The organism is Butyricimonas sp. BSD2780061689_150309_C8 (assembly GCF_015560935.1).
Taxonomy (GTDB): domain Bacteria; phylum Bacteroidota; class Bacteroidia; order Bacteroidales; family Marinifilaceae; genus Butyricimonas; species Butyricimonas paravirosa.
Genome location: NZ_JADMSV010000022.1, coordinates 67,975 through 88,449, shown reverse-complemented (window position 1 = coordinate 88,449; position 20,475 = coordinate 67,975). Strand labels below are relative to the sequence as shown.

General features: G+C 44.9%; 16 protein-coding genes. 11 read left to right on the top strand and 5 right to left on the bottom strand.

All coding sequences use genetic code 11. The features are described 5' to 3' along the window. The first annotated feature begins 1 nt into the window (after position 1). The 8 genes from I2I33_RS15250 (at position 2) to I2I33_RS15215 (ending at position 10,831) form a co-directional block, all read left to right on the top strand. A complete protein-coding gene (locus tag I2I33_RS15250; RefSeq protein ID WP_087422170.1) occupies positions 2–3,037 on the top strand; it encodes an efflux RND transporter permease subunit in 3,036 nt (1,011 codons plus the stop codon). A 193-nt stretch (positions 3,038–3,230) separates the two neighbouring features. Further along, positions 3,231–4,496: a TolC family protein gene (locus tag I2I33_RS15245; protein WP_087422171.1), complete on the top strand. Its 1,266-nt coding sequence runs from the start codon at positions 3,231–3,233 to the stop codon at positions 4,494–4,496. Positions 4,497–4,739: 243 nt separating this feature from the next. Beyond that, complete coding sequence (gene argS / locus I2I33_RS15240) at positions 4,740–6,527, top strand: arginine--tRNA ligase (RefSeq protein ID WP_087422172.1); 1,788 nt, start codon at positions 4,740–4,742, stop codon at positions 6,525–6,527. A 75-nt stretch (positions 6,528–6,602) separates the two neighbouring features. Next, the gene (locus I2I33_RS15235) at positions 6,603–7,106 is read left to right on the top strand and encodes a flavin reductase family protein (protein ID WP_087422173.1); all 504 of its coding nucleotides are present in this window, start codon (positions 6,603–6,605) and stop codon (positions 7,104–7,106) included. A 3-nt stretch (positions 7,107–7,109) separates the two neighbouring features. Beyond that, positions 7,110–7,955, top strand: a complete 846-nt coding sequence (locus I2I33_RS15230; RefSeq protein WP_087422174.1) for a histidinol-phosphatase — start codon at positions 7,110–7,112, stop codon at positions 7,953–7,955. 4 nt (positions 7,956–7,959) lie between these two features. Beyond that, entirely contained in the window at positions 7,960–9,006 is a 1,047-nt protein-coding gene (locus tag I2I33_RS15225; RefSeq protein WP_087422175.1) for an FKBP-type peptidyl-prolyl cis-trans isomerase, read from the top strand. Between the two features lie 32 nt (positions 9,007–9,038). Further along, complete coding sequence (locus tag I2I33_RS15220; protein ID WP_087422176.1) at positions 9,039–10,052, top strand: FKBP-type peptidyl-prolyl cis-trans isomerase; 1,014 nt, start codon at positions 9,039–9,041, stop codon at positions 10,050–10,052. A gap of 5 nt (positions 10,053–10,057) precedes the next feature. Next, positions 10,058–10,831, top strand: coding sequence for an inositol monophosphatase family protein (locus tag I2I33_RS15215; protein WP_087422177.1), 774 nt, complete (start codon positions 10,058–10,060; stop codon positions 10,829–10,831). A gap of 54 nt (positions 10,832–10,885) precedes the next feature. On the opposite strand, the gene I2I33_RS15210 is transcribed toward I2I33_RS15215, so the two are convergent. The 5 genes from I2I33_RS15210 to I2I33_RS15190 all read right to left on the bottom strand — a co-directional run bounded on the left by I2I33_RS15210 (position 10,886) and on the right by I2I33_RS15190 (position 17,498). Further along, complete coding sequence (locus I2I33_RS15210) at positions 10,886–12,187, bottom strand: DEAD/DEAH box helicase (protein ID WP_087422178.1); 1,302 nt, start codon at positions 12,185–12,187, stop codon at positions 10,886–10,888. A gap of 192 nt (positions 12,188–12,379) precedes the next feature. Then, a complete protein-coding gene (locus tag I2I33_RS15205) occupies positions 12,380–13,186 on the bottom strand; it encodes a patatin-like phospholipase family protein (RefSeq protein ID WP_087422179.1) in 807 nt (268 codons plus the stop codon). A gap of 48 nt (positions 13,187–13,234) precedes the next feature. After that, positions 13,235–14,239, bottom strand: coding sequence for a type I glyceraldehyde-3-phosphate dehydrogenase (gene gap / locus I2I33_RS15200; protein ID WP_027199762.1), 1,005 nt, complete (start codon positions 14,237–14,239; stop codon positions 13,235–13,237). Between the two features lie 289 nt (positions 14,240–14,528). After that, on the bottom strand, positions 14,529–15,860 hold the full coding sequence (tilS, locus tag I2I33_RS15195) for a tRNA lysidine(34) synthetase TilS (RefSeq protein ID WP_087422180.1): 1,332 nt from the start codon (positions 15,858–15,860) through the stop codon (positions 14,529–14,531). 84 nt (positions 15,861–15,944) lie between these two features. Next, on the bottom strand, positions 15,945–17,498 hold the full coding sequence (locus tag I2I33_RS15190; RefSeq protein WP_195666842.1) for a hypothetical protein: 1,554 nt from the start codon (positions 17,496–17,498) through the stop codon (positions 15,945–15,947). A gap of 391 nt (positions 17,499–17,889) precedes the next feature. On the opposite strand from I2I33_RS15190, the gene I2I33_RS15185 reads away from it, so the two are divergent. The 3 genes from I2I33_RS15185 (at position 17,890) to I2I33_RS15175 (ending at position 20,431) form a co-directional block, all read left to right on the top strand. Beyond that, on the top strand, positions 17,890–18,402 hold the full coding sequence (locus I2I33_RS15185) for a TlpA family protein disulfide reductase (RefSeq protein ID WP_087422254.1): 513 nt from the start codon (positions 17,890–17,892) through the stop codon (positions 18,400–18,402). 223 nt (positions 18,403–18,625) lie between these two features. Further along, positions 18,626–19,204: an RNA polymerase sigma factor gene (locus tag I2I33_RS15180; protein ID WP_087422182.1), complete on the top strand. Its 579-nt coding sequence runs from the start codon at positions 18,626–18,628 to the stop codon at positions 19,202–19,204. Positions 19,205–19,270: 66 nt separating this feature from the next. Continuing rightward, positions 19,271–20,431, top strand: coding sequence for a FecR family protein (locus tag I2I33_RS15175; RefSeq protein ID WP_087422183.1), 1,161 nt, complete (start codon positions 19,271–19,273; stop codon positions 20,429–20,431). The last annotated feature ends 44 nt before the right edge of the window (positions 20,432–20,475 follow it).

Below are 20,475 nucleotides of genomic sequence, written 5' to 3'. Positions count from 1 at the left end.
GATGAATATAGCTAAATATTCGTTGGAAAACACGAAGGTGGTTTATTTCTTTTTGGCCATATTGTTAGTCGGGGGAGTTTTATCTTTCGATCTACTGGGGAAAAAGGAGGATTCGCCTTTCGTGATCAAGACAGCGGTCATTATAACAAGATTCCCGGGGGCCACTCCTAATGAGGTCGAGCAGTTAATCACGGAGCCGATCGAACGGGAAATTCAATCCATGCGGCGGGTACACAAGATCAAATCGGATTCCTATTACGGGATGTCTAAAATACAAATCGAGTTGAGCCCGGCAACACCGCCGGAGGAGATGCCCCAGATGTGGGACGAGTTACGGCGTAAGGTGCTGAATATACAACCTTCACTGCCACAGGGGGCTTCGACGATCAGCGTGTCGGATGATTTCGGTGACGTGTTCGGGATATACTACGGGTTGACGGCCGGGGAGGGCTTTTCTTATCACGATTTGCGGGAGTGGGGACAGAAATTGAAGACTCAGCTTGTTTCCGTGGACGGGGTGCAGAAGGTGGCCTTGTACGGTGAACAGACGGAGGTGGTGAACGTGTTTATCTCCATGTCGAAGTTGGCGAATTCGGGGATTGATCTGAACTCTTTGATACAGACGATCAAGTCGCAGAATTCTCTGATTAACACGGGAGAGAAACGGGCGGGAAATTTGGAATTGAAGATATTGGCCGACGGGACGTACAAAACGCTGGATGATATTCGCAACCAGTTGATCGTGACCCAGACGGGACAACAGGTACGACTGGGGGATATTACCACGATTGAAAAGGGGTACATGGATCCGCCAAGCAGTTTGATGCGGGTGAATGGTAAGCGGGCTATTGGTATAGGTATCTCGACCGATCCGGAGCGTGACGTGGTGAAGACGGGGGATAAGGTGAAGGAGCGATTGAGCCAGTTGGAGGAGTTGATGCCCGTGGGAATCGAACTCGTGACTCTTTACCCGGAGAACGAAATTGCACGGGAGGCAAACAATGGTTTCCTGTTGAATCTGGTGGAGTCCGTGGTGATCGTGATCTTTATTATTTTGCTGGTAATGGGTACCCGTGCCGGGTTATTGATCGGTTCCTCGTTGATTTTCTCGATCGGTGGTACGATGCTGATTATGCAGTTTATGGGAGTCGGGTTGAACCGGACGTCGCTGGCAGCCTTTATTATAGCAATGGGCATGCTGGTGGATAATGCCATCGTGGTGACGGATAATGCTCAGATATTGATTAAAAAGGGTATGCGTCGGCGGGATGCTTTGATCAGGGGGGCCACCGTCCCGCAGTGGGGATTGTTGGGGGCCACGCTGATTGCTATATTTTCTTTTTTACCCTTGTACTTGGCGCCTTCTTCCGTGGCGGAGATGGTGAAACCGTTATTTATCGTGCTGGCGGTTTCGCTGGGATTGAGTTGGATTCTGGCGTTGACGCAGACGACCGTGTTCGGTAATTTTATACTGAAGGAGAATTTCGGAGATTCGAGTAAAGATCCTTACGATACGAAGTTCTACCGCAGGTTTGTTTCCGTGTTACGGGGATTGATCAAGCATAAGGTGATCACGATTGTCTCGGTGGTCTGTTTGTTCTTGGTGTCCATGTATATCATGGGGATTATGCCACAAAATTTTTTCCCGAGTATGGATAAACCTTATTTCCGGGCAGATTGTTTCTTGCCGGAAGGGTTCAGTATTCGGGAATCGGAGGATATGATGTCGGATATTGAGGCTTATTTGCTGGAGCAGGATGAGGTGGTGAACGTGTCGGTAACGATCGGGGGATCGCCCTTGCGCTATTATCTGGCAAGCACGTCTTTCGGGCCAAAAGCGAACTTCGGAAATCTGTTGATCGAGGTGGAAAAAAAGGAACAATCTCCGATCGTGGAGGAGCGTTTGAATACTTACGTGCGGGAGAATTACCCGGATATGTTGATCCGTTCCTCTTTGTTCAAGTTGTCCCCGGCGGTGGAGGCCGCCATCGAGATCGGTTTTATCGGGGAGAATATCGACACGCTTGCTGCCTTGACGGAACGGGCGATGAATATCATGCGAGAATGTGATATGGTGACGGATGTTAGAAGTAGTTGGGGAAATCAAGTTCCCGTTTGGGAACCGGCCTACTCGCAGGAACGAGGACAACGTCTCGGGATTACTCGCCAGTCGGTGGCTTACGCTTTGAAGATTGCCACGAACGGGTTGGCTATCGGGGATTTCCGGGAGAAGGATTTGTTTATGCCGATATTGCTGAAAGAGGATGGGTTTGATAGTAAGAATCTGGATAACATGAAGACGCTGCCCGTGTTTGCCACGCAGGGGTTCACGGTGCCTTTGGCGCAGGTGGTGGATAGTTTTGCCTACGATTATCATTATAACGTGATCAAACGGTATAACCGGGACCGGGTAATGATGGCGCAATGTGATCCCAAACGGGGTGCGAATACGAAAGCGGCTTTCTCGGAAGTGTGGAACAAGGTGAAAAGTATGGATATGCCGGAAGGCTACCGAATGAAAATATTCGGGGAGGACGAGAGTCAGGTGGAGTCCAACGAGGCTTTGGCTGCCAATATGCCGTTGACGTTTATCTTGATGTTTATCGTGTTGCTATTGCTTTTTAGAACCTACCGGAAACCGACTATTATATTGCTGATGGTGCCGTTGATTTTTATCGGGGTGGTCTTCGGCTTGCTGGTGATGGGGAAAATGTTCGACTTTTTCGCTTTACTGGGCGTGTTGGGATTGGTAGGGATGAATATCAAGAATGCGATCGTGCTGGTGGACCAAATCGGTATCGAACAGGAGAACGGGTTGGCCCCGCTGGATGCTGTGTTGCAGGCCACGAAGTCAAGAATAGTTCCGGTGGCAATGGCTTCGGGTACGACGATATTGGGTATGCTGCCCCTGTTGTTCGACGCTATGTTTGGCGGCATGGCAGCTTGTATCATGGGGGGCTTGCTGGTAGCCAGTTTGTTGACTATCGTGGTGTTGCCCGTGACGTATTGTTTGATATTCAGGATAAAAGCGGAGTGATTTTGAATTTTAGATTTAATGATTTTAGATTTTAGATTGAACTCCTCCGGCCTTCGGCCACCTCCTCTATAAACAGAGGAGGAGCTGGTGACTCTTCCCGAAGACAGAGAGTATTTCAACTCTCCCTCTGTTTATAGAGGGAGTACCCCGAAGGGGGGAGGGAGTTTATTTTCAATATTCAATTTTTAATTGTATGAAGGTTTTTGTTATTACAATAGGAATTTTATGGATGACGTTGGGGAGCGGAATAGCGCAGACCTTGACGGTCGAGGAGTACCGGGCGAAGGTGCTGGAGTATAATCAGGATATCAAGCAATCGAGGGAGGCTGTCAAGGCGGCGATATATGCGTTGAAAGGGGTAAAAACGGGATTCTTTCCAAAATTGCAATTAAGCGGGAATTATTCGTATCAGATAGAAGACGTGGAATTTATGCAGGGGGTTGATCTGAAACACAATAATTATTCGGCGGAGGCGACATTGTCGCAGAACGTGTATGCGGGGAGTATGGTACGCAAGCAGCAAGAGGCGGCGAAGTTACAGAAAGCGATTGCCCGTTTGGGGGAAGAGTTGACGACGGATAATATTGTTTATGCGGCTGACGTGAGTTATTGGACGTTGGCGGCTAACGAGAGTCTGTTTTATATTTCCCAAGAGTTCGTGTTGATCGTGAAGGAGCTGGATGGGATTGTACAAAAACGTTTTGACGAGGGGGCGATCAGCAAGACGGACTTGCTGATGGTGAAGACCCGCTTGAAGGAGGCGGAGTTGCAAGAATCTACCCGGAATATGAATTACCAGACAGCGATGCAGTCGTTTAAAATCATGATGGGGGCTCCTTTAGAGGAAAAGTGGGTTATTATTGACTCGATCCAGAAGCCGGTGATCGTTCCGGGTTTACAACCGTTGGAAGTGGCTTTGAAACGGAGGGCCGATTACCAGATTGCCGTGCAGGATTTTAATTTGACCAAGCAACAGACCAAGATTATACGTTCAAAGTATCTGCCGCAATTTGCCGTGGGGGTGAAGGAGACGTGGGGTACGCCGTTGATTAATGTTTCCGGTGACGAGAAGTTCGCGACGGTGGCTTTTGCGAAGTTGAGTATGCCTATTTTCAACTGGGGAGAGAAACGCCAGTACGTGAAACAGAATCGTGCGATGGAGACAAGTAAGGAGTTAGCCATGAGTAAAGTCGAGGATCAAGTGAAAGAGGAACTGGCAAATGCTTGGGTGAAGTTGAACGAGAACTGGAAACAGGTGGAGATTGCCAATTCCACGTTGGAGATTGCTCGGGAGAACTTGAAGTTGAATACTTTTAGCTATAACGAAGGGAAGTTGCCTATTCTGGATGTGTTGTCTTCGCAGGCAACTTGGTTGCAAGCCTACACGAACGTGGTTTCGGCGAATTACCAGTATAAGGTGGCGTATGCGGAGTATGTAAGGATTTTGGGAGGACGGTAGGATTTTAGATTTATGATTTCGGTCTCGAATGGTTGGTACTTTTTAATTGTAAATAGTAATTCATAAATCATAAATTAATTCAGTTGTAAATGAAGGGTTTTTCCCTTGTTTTTGTGATTTTTTGGAGATCATGAGAACAGGGGAAAAATTATGTTGTTTTTTTTCGGGTTTAGGGGGGATTTATAGCAAGAAATTGTATTTTTGCAAATCAATGGATAATACGGTATTAAAAGTTTGAGAGATATGACGATAGAAAAAATGCTTACTCAGCAGGTGCTGGAGGCCGTAAAGGCTTGTTATGGGGTTGAATTAACCGAGAAAGACGTACAGTTGCAGGAAACCCGGAAAGAATTTGCCGGTGATTTGACGGTGGTCGTTTTCCCGTTTACCCGATATTCCAGAAAATCGCCCGAGGAAACGGCTAAAGAGCTGGGAGAGTATTTGAAACAAAATATTGAAGAGGTGGAAACCTACAACGTGATCAAGGGATTTTTGAACGTGGTGATTTCTTCCGCTTACTGGATCGAGGTGTTGAATGACGTGGCAAAAGAGGAAAAGTACGGTTATGCGAAGGTGCCTAGCGGGAAGACCTACATGATCGAGTACTCTTCACCGAACACGAATAAACCGTTGCATTTGGGACATATCCGGAATAATTTTCTGGGATGGTCGGTTTCTGAGATTCAGAAGGCAAACGGGCATAACGTGATTATGGTGAACTTGGTGAATGACCGGGGGATTCATATCTGTAAAAGTATGATTGCGTGGGAGAAGTTTGCCAACGGTGCTACTCCGGAAAGTACAGGAACTAAGGGGGATCACTTCGTGGGAGATTATTATGTGCGTTTTGACAAGGAGTACAAGGCGCAGATCAAGGAGTTGATGGAGCAAGGCAAAACGGAAGAGGAGGCAAAGAAAGAGGCCCCGATATTGTTGGAGGCTCAGGAGATGTTGCGCAAGTGGGAAGCTGGGGACGAAAAGGTGGTTTCCTTGTGGCGGACCATGAACAATTGGGTATTGAAAGGTTTTGACGAGACCTATAAAATGATGGGTATCTCGTTTGACAAAGTATATTTCGAGTCACAGACATACAAGAAAGGACGTGACCTCGTGTTGAAAGGTTTGGCTGATGGCGTACTTTACCGGAAAGATACCGGAAGCGTGTGGGCCGATCTTACCGGTGATGGGTTGGATCACAAGTTGTTGTTGCGGGATGACGGGACTTCTGTTTACATGACGCAGGACATTGGTACGGCATACGATCGTTTCAACGAGTTTAACATGGATCAGGAGATATACGTGGTGGGTAACGAGCAGAATTATCATTTTCAGGTGTTGTCATTGGTTTGTAAGAAGTTGGGATTCGATTGGGCCGACAAGATCAAGCATCTTTCTTACGGTATGGTTGAATTGCCGGAGGGGAAAATGAAATCCCGGGAGGGGACGGTGGTGGATGCCGATGATTTGATTGACGAGATGATTCACACGGCTCGTACGACTTCCGAGGAGTTGGGGAAACTGGACGGTTACACGAAGGAAGAGGCCGAGGACGTGTATCGTAAAGTTGCTTTGGGGGCGCTAAAGTATTTTATCTTGAAGGTCGATCCGAAGAAGACCATGATGTTTAATCCGAAGGAATCCATTGATTTTAATGGGAATACGGGTCCATTTATCCAGTATACCTATACTCGTATTAAGTCTGTTTTGCGTAAAGCGGAAGAGGCTGGGGTAAAGATTGTTCCGGGAGATATTCACACGGCATTAACCGAGAAAGAACAAAATCTGGTTAAGCTGATTGCTAAATTGCCCGCAGTCGTGAAGGAGGCAGGGGATAATTATAGCCCGGCGTTGATCGGGAATTATGCTTACGAGCTGGCGAAGGAGTTTAACCAGTTCTACCATGATTATTCTATCCTGAAGGAAGAAAACGAACAAGTGCGTAATTTACGTTTGCTACTGGCACAACAATGTAGCGTGGCAATAGAGAATGCCATGGGTATGTTGGGAATAGAGATGCCGGAGAGAATGTAATGATTTTAGATTTACGATTTTAGATTGTGTGATTCCGGCTACTTGAAACCGGTGGCCGGTAAAAAGATATAAAATATGAAAAAGATTGCACCGAAAGATATAGACAAGAACGTGATCAAGTTGATCGGTCAGGACTGGATGCTGGTGACGGCTGGGGATCAGGAGAAGTTCAACATGATGACGGCTAGTTGGGGATCGATGGGGTATTTGTGGAATAAACCCGTGGTGATGGTGTTCGTGCGGCCACAACGTTACACGTTCGAGTTTACGGAGAAAAAAGATGAGTTTACCTTGTCATTTTTTGACGAGAAGTACCGTCATGTATTGAATGTATGTGGTTCTGTTTCCGGGCGTGACGTGAACAAGGTGCAGGAAAGCGGGTTGACACCCTATTTCACGGAGGCCGGGAATCCGGCTTTTGAGGAGGCAACATTGGTGTTGGAGTGTAAGAAATTATATACTGACTTCTTGAAGGAAGAGGCTTTTCTGGATAAGAAGATCGTGGATAGCCAGTACGGCCAGAAGGATTTCCACAAAGTGTACGTGGCCGAAATTGTTCATGCTTGGGTGAAGGAGTAGCTGATGGATTTATGCACGTATCATAGTCATTGTAATTTTTGTGACGGGAAAGCCCCGGCGGAGGATTTCGTGAAGGCTGCCATCGAGGCGGGATTCCATAGTTACGGGATCTCTTCGCACTCACCACTTCCTTTCGAGACCCGTTGGTCTTTAAGCAAAGGAAACGTGGAGGCTTACCTGACGGAGATAAAACGTTTGCAGGAGAAATATGCGGGGCAGATCGAGCTTTACGTGGGGATGGAAATTGATTATCTGAATGATGATTGGGGACCGGCAGTAGAATATTTTCAGCGTATGCCGCTGGATTACCGCATTGGTTCCGTGCATCTCGTGACCGAGGAACAGACGGGTGAGATCATGGATATGGACGGGAAGTTCGAGGATTTTAGGGAGAACTTGCGTTTGATTTTTCATGATGATCTGAAATATCTCGTGGAGGCTTATTTCAAGGCGTCTTCCCGGATGGTAGAGTTGGGTGGTTTTGACTTTGTGGCGCATCTGGATAAAATATCCATGAACGGTTCGCTGATAGATAGCTCGTTGACGGAACAGGAGTGGTATAACCGGTTGTTGTGGGACTATATGTCCTTGATAGCGGAGAAAGGTGTCATGGTGGAGGTGAACACGAAGGCATACACGAAGAAGGGGATGATGTTTCCCAATGTGAAGTATTTCAAGTGGTTGAAAGAGTTGAATATTCCCGTGATGGTGAATTCTGACGCCCATTTGCCCCAGCTGGTAAATGACAACCGGGCGTTGGCATTCGAGTGGTTGCGGGAAGTCGGAATAAAAAGCACGATGCGCTTGCATCAAGGTGCGTGGGTAGAAGTACCAATAGATAATAAATAGTGTAATGAATAAATTTCTGATTCTATTAAGCAGTTTGTTTGCGTTGACTTTCTTCGGTTGTAATAACGATGAAGAGGAACTCGATTTGATTGATACATTGGAAAATGAGAAGATCGCTATTCACGAGTACCTGAGTCAAATTACCACGCCGATTCTTTATCTTGAGTATTATAGCGTGCATGGTATGTTAATTGATACGGTTTTTATTTTCAATTACGATAATAGTGGCGAGGTGGCAAAGGATTCGGGATGGGTGTTGATGGATTACGAGAAATTCTATCTGAATGGAGGTAAATTGGATACGACATCTCCCGAACAGGGTGATTCCACGTTTACTTATGCTTTTGGAGGACCGGTACTTTATCGTTATGACACGATCAAGAAATATGATTATGTGGCGGAAGCGTTTCGACATATTAGTGTTGGAAGTATGGGAGGAGAAATGATTGTACCCTCTATTTTGGCCGGAGATAAGAATAATTACGGGAAACCGTTACATTATAAGTTAAAGGCACATAAGCTCATTAACGATGTGAAAGTGAATGAATATGGGTTGATTCGAAGTTATCTAGTAGACATTATGGGCGTGGAGAATGCTTTTGTTGACTTTCCTACGCGAGAAATTTCATCTATTGGAGAGCGGGATACAGTTACTTATACAGCTATTTTGGAGAAAGGAACGGGCGATCGAGATATTCAAGTGGGGGATTCTGTTTTGTTGGAAATGGATTATGGCTTGCTGGATGATGTGGGATTACAGAATCGGGTGTTGAGAAGTATGGGACGTGATTCTATTTATTTCTTGTTTAATGAGACTTGGCAGAAAAATTATCCAACAGGGTTGGTGAAAGGATTACAGCATTTACAAGCTGGAGATTCTGCACATATTATTGTACCTTATGGAATGGCTTATGGTGCGGTAGGTACAACCCGGGAAATAACTTTCCGAGATCGTACTAAACTTAAACAATATTTAATTCCTCCATACTCAACGTTATGGTATTGGGTACGGATTCGTAAAGTGGTTCCACCTAAAACGGAAGAAGAATAGTTTGAAAAATAACAGCTAAATAGAAACGGAAAATGAAAAGTAATTATTGGGTAATGCTGCTTTGCCTTTTGGCAAGCGGATTCATCGGGTGTTCCGATGATGATGGTGACAACTGGAAGAAAACATTTGAGGATGAGCAGGCTAGGATTAAAGACTTCGTGTATACTAAGGATTCTGATCCGAAGATCTTCAAGTATCAATATACTTACCTGAAAGAGAATATAGAGGATTACGCTTACTTGTTTAATTACCAGAAAGAAGGAAAGAAAGCAACGTATGGTGATTTCGTTTGGATTAATTACACGCAAAAGAGTTTGACGGGGAATATTATTGATTCTTCGGATCCGAGTGTTGCCGTCGGTGCCGGAGTTTCTCCTTATTATACTTTAGGAGGACCGATATTAGTGCAAATGAATACAGATGCGGAAAAATATATCGATCCGTTATCTGATATTTTAATGAATATTCCGGAAGGAACAACGGGAAGTTCAATTATTTCGAGTATTATGAGTCTTTCAACTGCTTTAGTTTATCGGGAATATATGGTTGAAAAGATTGTAACAGAACATAATCTACTTGCTTATGAAAAAAGTTTAATGAAACAATACTTAGATACGGTAAGTGGGATAAAAAGTATTTCTGAATTTACCTCGAATGATGAGATTGTGAATAATGATACAATTGCTAAAATTGCTACATTCAAGGTTGGAACTGGGGCGGAGATAACTGCTACGGATAGCGTCACAATATGGATGGAAGGAAGTATTTTGGACCCGTTTGGAACTTCTCGTAAGTTCTTGAAAATGGATAAGGATGTAGAATCCGTGAAAGAGAGTGTAGCAAGTTTAAAGCCATTAGGCTTGCGTTTAGCAATGACAAAATTGAAGGTGGGTGATAAAGTACAAGTATTACTACCATCTGATATGGGATATGGCTATGGTGGAGGGTTTGATATGTCTACGGGTAATTGTATTGTTCCCAGATATTCAACTCTTTTATATACAATAGAAGTATTTGATACGCAGAAAAATCCGAAGGAAAAGTAATTATCATGAATATAAATTTGGAAAACACGCTGGCGCTTGCAGTGGCATGGGCGAAAGAGGTTGGGGAAATTCAATACTCTTATTTCAGAAGTGGACATTTGGAACTTGAAACGAAGTCAACGGTACATGATGTCGTGACGAAGGTGGATAAGCTAAGTGAGTCCATGCTGATCGAGCGTATCGGCAAGTGTTTTCCCGATCATAGTGTGTTGGGGGAAGAAAGTGGGGAACATGATGCTCATAGCGACTATCTGTGGGTGGTGGACCCTTTGGACGGGACAAATAATTATAGCCAGGGATTACCCGTATTTTGCGTGTCTATCGGGCTGCAATACCGGGGTGAGACGTTGTTAGGAGTTGTGTATGCTCCCTACTTGAACGAGCTGTACACGGCAATCCGAGGCAAAGGGGCTTTTCTAAACAATGCTCCGATCCACGTTTCCGACAAGACGGAACTCGATCGTTCCGTGCTAGCCACGGGTTTCCCTTACGACAAGGGAATACATCCTGTGAATAATATCGACAATTTAAGTCGTATTCTGCCACATCTGCGGGGAATACGGCGTATGGGATCTGCCGCTTACGATCTTTGTGGGGTTGCAGCCGGGTTTCTGGATGGGTACTGGGAACTGGGTTTGAAACTTTGGGACGTGTGTGCCGGAGTACTTATCGTGCAGGAGGCGGGCGGTTATGTTGAACCCTTCCGGGAGGACCGGGGTATCGCCATACTGGCCGGAAATGCAGGGATCGTGGAGAAAATGAAAGAGTATATAAGTTAAAGGGGACTGGAAAGTCCCTTTTATTTTAGTCTTTAAAATTTGTTCTACATTACTTTACCTCGAAAGTTCTATTTTGGCTCTCATATTTTTGATTTTCTCTCTTCGGATGAGGGAAAGTAGTTGTCTTAGATTGCCTCGCTTGACGGCGACGAAAGAGTGATGGTCTTTGACTTCGATTTTACCAATGTCTTCTTTTTTCAAGTTCCCTTTTTGGCAGAGGAAACCGACGATATCCATTTTGTTGACCTTGTCTTTTTTCCCTTTGCCAATGTAGAGGGTGGACCAGAATGGTTCTGCCGGGGCGGGGTATTTACCGACGGGGTGGTAGGTTTCCGGGATTTCGGTTAGGAAATCCGGGCGGGATTCATCCCTGTCGAGTAGGAGAAAAGCGGTACCGGAGGCATTCATCCGTGCAGTTCGACCGTTGCGATGGGTGAAGGATTCCGGCTTTTCGGGGAGGTGATAGTGGATGATGTATTTTATCTCCGGGATATCCAGACCGCGGGAGGCGAGGTCTGTCGAGATGAAAATGTACGTACTTCCATTGCGGAATTTACACAGCACTCGCTCGCGTTCTTCCTGTTCCATTCCTCCGTGAAAATATTCGTTATTGACACCTTTATCCCACAGGTAATTACTCACTTCTTCCGCCCGTTCCCGATAGTTACAAAAAATCAGGGTAGGACCTTCCTCTAGATCACACAGTAGCTTGTAGAGCGTGTCGAGTTTGTTGTTACCTTCGGTGTACACGCTTTTGAGTGTTAACTTGATCGGTGCGGCACCTTCAAGAAAATCCAACATGAGAGGGTTTCGTAGGCCCGTGAATTTTGGTATCTCGATGGCCGATGTTGCAGAGGTTAAGACTCGCTTTTGCAGGTGTGGCAAGTACGAGAAGATGGTTTCCATGTCTTCTTGAAAACCGAATTCCAGAGCCTTATCGAACTCATCGAGAATGATGGTGGAGATTGAGTTTGTGTCAATTGTCCCCCGGGTGACGTGATCGAGTATGCGTCCCGGAGTCCCGATAATCAGCGTGGGCGTGTATGCCAAGCTGCGACTTTCCACGTTGATATCATGTCCCCCGTAACAGCATACCACCTTGAAACCGCTTTTCAGGGAACGGAATACTTGCTCTATCTGTAAAGCCAGTTCTCTTGATGGGGTTAGGATGATGGCCTGTGCTTTCGTGTTATCCGGGACAAGGTTTTCTAGCAAGGGTAATAGGAAGGCTAGGGTTTTACCAGATCCGGTGGGAGAGAGCAGGATGATGTGATCGGTTTCTCGATGAGCTTTCAGTGAGGCTTCTTGCATCTCGTTCAACGAAGATATTCCAAGGGCTTGAAGGGAAGAAAACATGGTAATTTAGTGATTTTAGATTTTAGATTCCAACCGCACAAGCTGACGCTTTTTGATTTTCAACTTTTATCTTTTAGTTTTTAACTTTTACCTTTTAGAGGGGGGTAGTTTTTCATTCTACATTTTACATTTAAGTATCTAGTGATTTATAATCACCTAATCGGAAATCACTAAATCACTTCATCGATGGGATCACTGAATCATTAGGCAATTCAGTTTTTTCATGATTTTTGGGCGAGAGAATACGACTTTAGCCTGTCGGTAACCTTCGTCCACTATTTTTTCGATGTTATTAAGGTCGAACATGCTGTATCGGCTGATGTGTTTCGGCACGATAACGATGTCACACAAGCGGGTGTCTATATTCATGTTTGACAGAATACCCATGTGGAAGGAGCGTTCGGCTAAGTGGACCATGCTTTTGATGTGATTACAGGGCTCCAACGGGTCGATATGTACGCCGATAACTGTCTCGCATAACTCCCGGATCGGTCGCACGGGTAGGTTCATAAATACTCCACCGTCCGAGTACTGGTGGTGATTGATGGTGACGGGTACGAATACGATGGGTATAGAACAGGATGCTAACACGCAGGGGACTACTTTGCCCGTGCTGAAATGCGTAGGTATGCCCAAGTTCATGTTGGTGGCGGTGACTACCAACGGTATTTGTAGTTCCTCGAAAGTTTCAACATGAATGAACTCGGATAACCTTTTTTCCATTCCGGTCATGGTCATGATTCCGGTTTTGGAGACTAAAGGTCGTGCGAAGTCGAGCAGTTTTCTGTCTTGAAAGAATTTAAGCCCGTCCTCTGCCGAGTGACCGGATGCAAATATAAGCCCGGCTATTGCTCCCGCACTGGTTCCCGAAATGATGTCCGGTTTAATTCCCAGCTCTTGCATTGCCTTGTAGACGCCTAAATGGGCGAATCCTCTGGCTCCCCCTCCACTTAATGCCAAACCTAGTTTGTATGGCCTTCTCTGTTGATTGTTTTCCATGTGGTTAGTGTGTGTGATAGACTAAAAAAGGGGCTTATGCCCCTTTTTTTATTTTACTGTAGCCATGTGAGCGATTAACTCGAGAACTTTGTTGGAGTATCCCCACTCGTTGTCATACCAAGAAACGAGTTTCACGAAGTTAGAGTTTAATGCGATACCGGCTTTAGCATCGAAGATAGAAGTGCGAGCGTCACCCAAGAAGTCTGAAGAAACAACTTCTTCTTCAGTATAGCCAAGAATGCCTTTCAATTCATTCTCAGAAGCCTCTCTCATGGCAGCTTTGATCTCTTCGTAAGTTGCAGCTTTTTCCAGACGGCAAGTCAAGTCAACCACAGACACGTCCAATGTAGGAACGCGGAATGACATACCGGTTAATTTGCCGTTCAATTCCGGGATCACTTTACCCACGGCTTTAGCAGCTCCGGTAGATGACGGGATGATGTTGCCGGCAGCGGCACGTCCACCTCTCCAGTCTTTCATAGAAGGACCGTCTACTGTTTTTTGGGTAGCGGTGGTAGCGTGTACGGTGGTCATCAAACCTTCAACAATGCCGAATTTATCATGCATTACTTTAGCCAGCGGGGCCAAGCAGTTTGTGGTACATGATGCGTTAGATACAATAGTTTGTCCGGCGTAGGTTTTGTGGTTTACACCCATCACGAACATCGGGGTATCATCTTTTGACGGGGCGGACATCACGACTCTTTTTGCCCCGGCTTTCAAATGAGCTTCTGCTTTTTCTTTCGTTAAGAAAAGTCCGGTTGACTCAACTACATATTCTGCACCCACCTCGTTCCATTTCAGATCTTCCGGGTTTCTCTCTGCTGTAACACGGATAGCGTGTCCGTTTACAACGAGTTTTCCATCTTTAGCCTCAACGGTTCCGTTGAAACGACCGTGCATGGTGTCATATTTCAACATGTAAACCATGTAGTCGACATCGATAAGGTCATTTATTCCAACGATTTCAATATCGTCTCTTGTCATTGCAGCTCTAAAAACCAGACGACCGATACGTCCGAATCCGTTGATACCAACTTTAATCTTTGACATTTGTTTTTTTATTATTTGGTTAATAATGATGTTAACTCTCTCGTTTAATGTCGTAAACTCACACAAAAGTATGGATAAAAAAATGAAAAACAAAGAACTTTTAGATTAGTTATACGCGAACGTTTTTTTTCTTAAAAAAGTTTGCGCAAACGTTTTAAATATTTATCTTTGCCCAGCAATTGAAGGAAATGTTTTTTGCTTTTATAAGTGTAGTAAATTTATTGTTAGTGTGTTAAAAGAGGCCGACGGGCCTCTTTTTCTATTTAGAGTATTGATCATTTAATGAGTATTAAATTCCTTTTATTTGTTTGATAATTAAAACTCTTTTGGTAGCAGGAGATACTTTGTAGCGATCGTCTATGCGATGGCCGACCACCCAAATGATGTCCTTGCCAGATTGTAAGAGAAGGCAGTCTTTTTTCTGCTTGGCGCTGAATTTCAAGTCTGTGAAAAAGTCGCTCAATTTCTTTTTACTACGTTTCATACCGAGAGGGCAGAACCAGTCACCCATGGACCAGTGGCGTAATACGAGGGGATAAGTGATTTTATCGAGGTCAAAACACCCTGTGTCAAGATCACGGGGAACAATAAAAGAGTCATCGATGTCTTGTTCTTCGAGCCGGAAGATGCTGTCATCGACGTGGTATTCTCCACTGTCTGCCAAAAGAGTGCGTTTGTCTTCTTTTTCTAAGATATTGAATAGCCGCCAGTAGATCCTGCCTTTCGTAAGTAAGTATTCTTCTGCCTCGAATTGTTTTCCGGGAATGGCGTCGCTGCTTTCAAGAATATCCTCGATTTGCGTGGCATTAAAACCATATGGCCGTAGGATCTCGAACAAGAGCGTGTAAGGGGCTGGGGCTGCCAGTGTCTTTTGTATGTCAATAAGGGTTTCCCCGTTTTCCTCGCTAATCACTTCTTCTTTCAAACGGTCGATGCCGTAACGGTAGATTTGCTCCACTTCCTTGAGGGTGTTACAGTTTTCCCGTACCGTGTTGAGGAATGAGGGATTGATGTCCTTGCATACGGGGATGATCATGTGGCGAATTTTGTTCCGCACGTAGTCGAGCGAGTTATTGGTGGAATCGGTACGATACCCCAGTTGGTTTTGCTCGATGTAAGTGATGATCTCCTCCCGGGAACGGGACAGGAGCGGGCGTAGAATGCGATCTTTGACGGGACGAATACCGGTGAGCCCCTTGATGCCGGTTCCGCGACATATATTAATAAAGAGAGTCTCGGCAAGATCGTCGGCATGGTGTCCCACTACGATGTAGTCCATTTTTTTCTTCTGGCGCATTTCTTCGAACCAGTCGTAGCGTAGTTCCCGAGCGGCCATCTCTATGCTGATGCCTTTTTTCTTGGCGTATTCTTGGGTGTCAAAGCGTTTCACGCTCATAGGGATACCGTAGGTTTCACAGAACCGTTTCACGAATTGTTCATCCATGTTCGATTCTTTGCCCCGCAGGTTGAAGTTGCAATGCAAGGCGTGTATGCGTAGATTCAAGTACTTGAATGCGTGGAGTAAAGTGATTGAATCGGCTCCCCCGCTAACGGCAATGATAAATCCCGCTTTCTCGTCAATCTCGTGTTCCTTGAGGAACTGTTTTATCGTATCCAACATAACCTCTCTCTTTAATGAATAGCCTAAATTAGCTATTTTTCTTGAAAGAAGAAGGGAAGCACGAATAAAAATGATGATTTTATTTTACCAGAAACGTTGTTCTCCGTTTTGTATCGTGAACACGCGCTCTTCTTTACCTGCCGTGTGATTACGCAGCCAGTAGACGGCGTTCGAGGGAACGTTTTCAAAATCAACGGAATAACCCGTAGCGATTTTACAACCGAGAGATTGCCAACCACCGAGGTCGAAGTAAAATAGTTCGTACTCGTTTCCGGGATACACGCCGTTCGCATCGTTGCGGGGTAGGTAGATAATTTCCGACACGCTGACGGGGTGACCGAAGTCCACGACGAGCCGATGGGATATTCTTCCATGGGAAAGCGGGTCATTGTCGAAAATGTTGGCGAGGCGGGCTCCTCTACCTTCGGGATCAATGCTTTTTCCTGTTAGGTTTTGGCCCCGGTTGTCCTTGAATCTCCACTCGGCGAGTTCCACGATCTTGGTATGGTTAAATCGCCAGTAACGGTATTTTTGCGTGGTATCGACCGGAACGATTACGGGTTGCATGTTAGGGTTGTGGGTGACACGGTGGATGGTTACGGGGTTTTGGAATGTTGGATCGTTCGATGCTTGAAACCTTGCCCCGACAAGGGCGTTGCCATGGTACACTTTGTTGTGATGTAAAGGATATTTACGAGTGAGGGTGAGAGTCTGTCGTCGTGTCGTGTCTGGACGTAATGTGACGGTTGCCCCGTTTGCTCGCAGGATGAAGGGATAGGCGAAGTTTCGCTGGTACTCCTTCTCGAAATAGACGGGAAAATACACGATGTTGGGACCCATGGCATGAAAGTGGGCTTTGCCTTGTTGCACGTCGCTCCAGTCGACGACCCGGAGTTCTCGCCCGTTGAATATGGCGAGATAAGCGTGTCGTGCCTGCACGGGGACAGTTGCGGTGACCGTAATATCCGAGGTGTGCAGGTATTTGTTGGTGACATCCCGGTTGAAGGGGTTTGTGAAGAACGGGGGAATGTATTCATCCTTTTCGGGAACGGGAATGGGGTTGATCGAGTACGTGCGGCGATACACTTTCGGAGCGTTTTTCATCTCTATCTGCCCGGCGAGTATGTCCTTGTTTTTGGTATCCATGACGACCGTCCATTCGTGGAATCCGTTCATGTCGGCCCAATAGGGGACGTGGTCTATGGCTGCGGGAATACCTACCATGCGATATGCCAGTAGTTGTAGTTGGCTAGAAAAGACACATTCTTTAGCCGAGAAGGGAATTCCTGCCAGGTTGTCCTTTCCGGAATCAAGTCCTAGGGCGTGACCGTAAACGATTTGCGCCATGTTGTAGGGGGAGTGTTTTTGGTTATCAAAGTAGTGTCCTGCCTCTTGCAGGCGTTCCCTTAGCCGAGAATCTATGGAATCCCGCCAATAATCGAGGGGTTCATTACCAATCCGGTAAGGTAGTAAATATTCAAGGAAATTTTCAAGAGTGAGGTCTTCGAGCCAAGGACTGTTGGTCCATAGCCGGAAGGCTTGGTCAATTTGGTGAATGAGGTAGTCGGCTTTCACTTGTTCGAGGTCCGGTTCCGCCCTAAGTTGCTGGCGGGAACGGGGATAACGGAGGGGTTGCATGAGGATGACTTTCTTCATTAAGTAAGGGGTCTCCGTACTGTCGATGACTCGTTGGAGTTGCCGAAGGTAGGGGCCGTCGAGGGAATAGTGGCCTGGCATGTTCTCGATAAGGAAAATGGCCGCTTTTAGTTTGAGGCTGTCGCCGGCATAGTGGTCCAGCACTTTTTGGAGTTCCAGCTTGTTGTCCCCGGCAAGTTGCAGGGCTTGTTCAAGCCGGGAGTTAGCTTCCCGGCAGGAATGCAGGAGAGTGAATAAAAACAGATAAAAAATAAGGCGCACGGTCTATTTTTGTTTGCTGGTTAATACTATAATGCAAATGTATTTAATTTATTCAAGAATGATTATTGAAATTATTTTTTATCTTTGTCTAGAACCAAATAAAGAAAAGGTCATGAAAAGGGTATTTGTTTTTGTCGTTTCCTTGTTGGTACTGGGAAGTTTAGCAAGAGTTAACGCTCAGGAAAAGGAGACGCTGGTAAAGGTTGGGGATGATGTTCCCGAATTTGTTGTGGAGATGTTTGACGGGCAAAAGATCAATATTAAAGATTTAAAGGGGAAGATTGTATTAATTAATTTCTGGGCTACGTGGTGTCCTCCTTGTCAAGAGGAGTTGAAACGGGTGCAGAAGGAGATTCTTGATCGCTTTAAAGGGAAAGATTTCGTGTTCTTGGCTATTTCTCGCGAGGAGAGTAAGGAGCAGGTGAAGAAGTTTCGAGAAAGAAATGGATACACGTTCCCTATGGGACTTGATCCGGAACGTAAGATTTATTCGAAGTTTGCCACGGCAACCATTCCTCGAAATTTTATTATTGATAAGAAGGGAAAGATCGTGGAGATTGAGGTCGGTTATACTAAGGAGGCTTTTGCGAAGATGATCGAGAAATTGGAAAAGTTGCTGAAATAGTATTTGCTCGTTGTTATTGTAAAATCTTGGAATAATTCTTGAGGTATGACATTATTCCGGAGTGTTATGGTGTGTTGTAAGCATGGGGTAAGTGATGGTATTATATAATTAAAATGCTTTAAAGGAAGATTGGAATTCTTTAGAAGAGAAGTGGCGTATTTTTCGTTAAATATAATATCTTTGCCTTTAATTACGAGTAAAGGATCGTTTATTGTTACCAAGAATGCAGAATGTGGAGAAGATAAATATACGGAAACAGGAGGTATTTGATAGCTATTTTCGGCGTTATTATCAGATACTTTGCTATTTTGCGTGTCATTATCTGAAGGAGCAGGATGAGGCGGAAGATGTGGTTCAAGAGGTGTTTATGAAACTATTGAACGGGGAAGAGTGCTTTGATAACGAAAATCATTTGAAACATTATCTTTATAAGGCTGTTCGTAATAGTTGCTTGAACCAAATAAAAATGACCAGTATTCGTTCTGATATACTAGGATCTATACAAAAAGATACAGAGGAAGATGAGAATAATTTTTTTGTGAACGTTGTACGAGCCGAAGTCTACCAAGAGATCATGGAAGCTATACAGGAGTTGCCGACGGAATGTGGGCGAGTTTTTAAGTTGGCATATGTGGATGGTTTCAGTAATGAAGAGATTGCTACACAGCTCTCGATTAGTGTGAATACTGTAAAAGTTCAAAAAAATAAAGCAAAAATTCTGTTACGAGAAAAATTGAAAGGGTTATATCCGGTAATGTTGTTATTACTAGGTAATTATTGGGGATATTATTTTTTTTCCTAAAAAAGTTGTCTTTTGCGTAATCCTTTTTTCTGAGTTGTTTGTAATAGGGGAAATTTTACGAGAGAGATGAAGAAACCATTGGGATTTGCAAAAGAGTTATTACGGTATAGCTGGGGAGAACTTTCCGGGGACGAAAAGGAAAGTGTGGAAGAGATGTTATCTAAGGTGAGGGGATTAGAAGAACTGGCGGGAGAATTAAGGGATAAAGAACGGGTTGGAAGTGAATTGCGTGCTGTGGGGAGTTTTGACGTAGAGAAAGCTTTAGTTCGGTTAAAAAAGAGACAACGTGGAAAGAAACGTTTGTTTTTACCTTGGGTGGCTGCGTCAGTTGTGGTTATGGTGGGAATTTCTGCATTTTTGTTGTTGAACCGGGAGACGGGTATGGTGAATTCATCCATGGAAGAAAAAATAGAACCGGGTAAAGCGATAGTTACATTGGAGATGGCTTCTGGACTAAAGTATCGATTAGACACCTTGTCTTCAATCGTTCGTAATAATCGGATAAATGTTGCTTTTGATAATGATGCAGGGGTTCTGAAAATAAAAGAGCAGGATTCTACAGATTATCTATTGAAAGAAGTGGGACGTTACACGATAAATGTTCCGTATGGAGGAACTTATACAGTGGAATTATGTGACGGTACGAAGGTGTACTTGAATTCGGGTACGAAGTTGGAGTTCCCTTCTCGGTTTGACGGGGATATGCGTAGCGTAAGTTTGAAAGGAGAAGCTTATTTTGAAGTTGCTCGGAATGAAAGTAAGCCATTTATTGTAGAGGTGGATGAGATGAAAGTAAAGGTTTTGGGGACGGCTTTTAACGTAAAGTCGTATGTTGATGAGCCGGGAATTTACACGACGTTGGTGCAGGGAAGCGTCGCTATTCTTCGGGATGGGCAACCGGAGAAGATAATTAAACCGGGAGAACAGGCTTATTACAATAAGGGTGTTGGAATGTTGAGAGTTTCCCCGGTGGACGTGAATGAGTTTACGGCTTGGAAAGATGGTTTATTCTATTTTAAGGACATAACCTTGGAAGAAATTTTGAGAATCGTGGCAAGATGGTATGATCTTGAAATTTTTTACATGAATCAAAGTGCGAAGAGTGTCGTGTATAGTGGTAAAATGCCGATGTATTCCTCAGTAGAGGATGTGTTGCGAAAGTTTGAAATATCCGGAGATGTACGATTTGAATTGCAAGGTCGGGCATTGACGGTTTTTGATAAATAATAAACGGGATTGGGCAATCCCGTTTATGTACCCGCTCGTTGGGT

What these genes read in the sequence shown, in the direction of transcription:
- I2I33_RS15250 (WP_087422170.1), top strand. Translation starts at nt 2, where the DNA reads ATGAATATAGCTAAATATTCGTTGGAAAACACGAAGGTGGTTTATTTC.
- I2I33_RS15245 (WP_087422171.1), top strand. Translation starts at nt 3,231, where the DNA reads ATGAAGGTTTTTGTTATTACAATAGGAATTTTATGGATGACGTTGGGG.
- argS (WP_087422172.1), top strand. Translation starts at nt 4,740, where the DNA reads ATGACGATAGAAAAAATGCTTACTCAGCAGGTGCTGGAGGCCGTAAAG.
- I2I33_RS15235 (WP_087422173.1), top strand. Translation starts at nt 6,603, where the DNA reads ATGAAAAAGATTGCACCGAAAGATATAGACAAGAACGTGATCAAGTTG.
- I2I33_RS15230 (WP_087422174.1), top strand. Translation starts at nt 7,110, where the DNA reads ATGGATTTATGCACGTATCATAGTCATTGTAATTTTTGTGACGGGAAA.
- I2I33_RS15225 (WP_087422175.1), top strand. Translation starts at nt 7,960, where the DNA reads ATGAATAAATTTCTGATTCTATTAAGCAGTTTGTTTGCGTTGACTTTC.
- I2I33_RS15220 (WP_087422176.1), top strand. Translation starts at nt 9,039, where the DNA reads ATGAAAAGTAATTATTGGGTAATGCTGCTTTGCCTTTTGGCAAGCGGA.
- I2I33_RS15215 (WP_087422177.1), top strand. Translation starts at nt 10,058, where the DNA reads ATGAATATAAATTTGGAAAACACGCTGGCGCTTGCAGTGGCATGGGCG.
- I2I33_RS15210 (WP_087422178.1), bottom strand. Translation starts at nt 12,187, where the DNA reads ATGTTTTCTTCCCTTCAAGCCCTTGGAATATCTTCGTTGAACGAGATG.
- I2I33_RS15205 (WP_087422179.1), bottom strand. Translation starts at nt 13,186, where the DNA reads ATGGAAAACAATCAACAGAGAAGGCCATACAAACTAGGTTTGGCATTA.
- gap (WP_027199762.1), bottom strand. Translation starts at nt 14,239, where the DNA reads ATGTCAAAGATTAAAGTTGGTATCAACGGATTCGGACGTATCGGTCGT.
- tilS (WP_087422180.1), bottom strand. Translation starts at nt 15,860, where the DNA reads ATGTTGGATACGATAAAACAGTTCCTCAAGGAACACGAGATTGACGAG.
- I2I33_RS15190 (WP_195666842.1), bottom strand. Translation starts at nt 17,498, where the DNA reads ATGCAACCCCTCCGTTATCCCCGTTCCCGCCAGCAACTTAGGGCGGAA.
- I2I33_RS15185 (WP_087422254.1), top strand. Translation starts at nt 17,890, where the DNA reads ATGAAAAGGGTATTTGTTTTTGTCGTTTCCTTGTTGGTACTGGGAAGT.
- I2I33_RS15180 (WP_087422182.1), top strand. Translation starts at nt 18,626, where the DNA reads ATGCAGAATGTGGAGAAGATAAATATACGGAAACAGGAGGTATTTGAT.
- I2I33_RS15175 (WP_087422183.1), top strand. Translation starts at nt 19,271, where the DNA reads ATGAAGAAACCATTGGGATTTGCAAAAGAGTTATTACGGTATAGCTGG.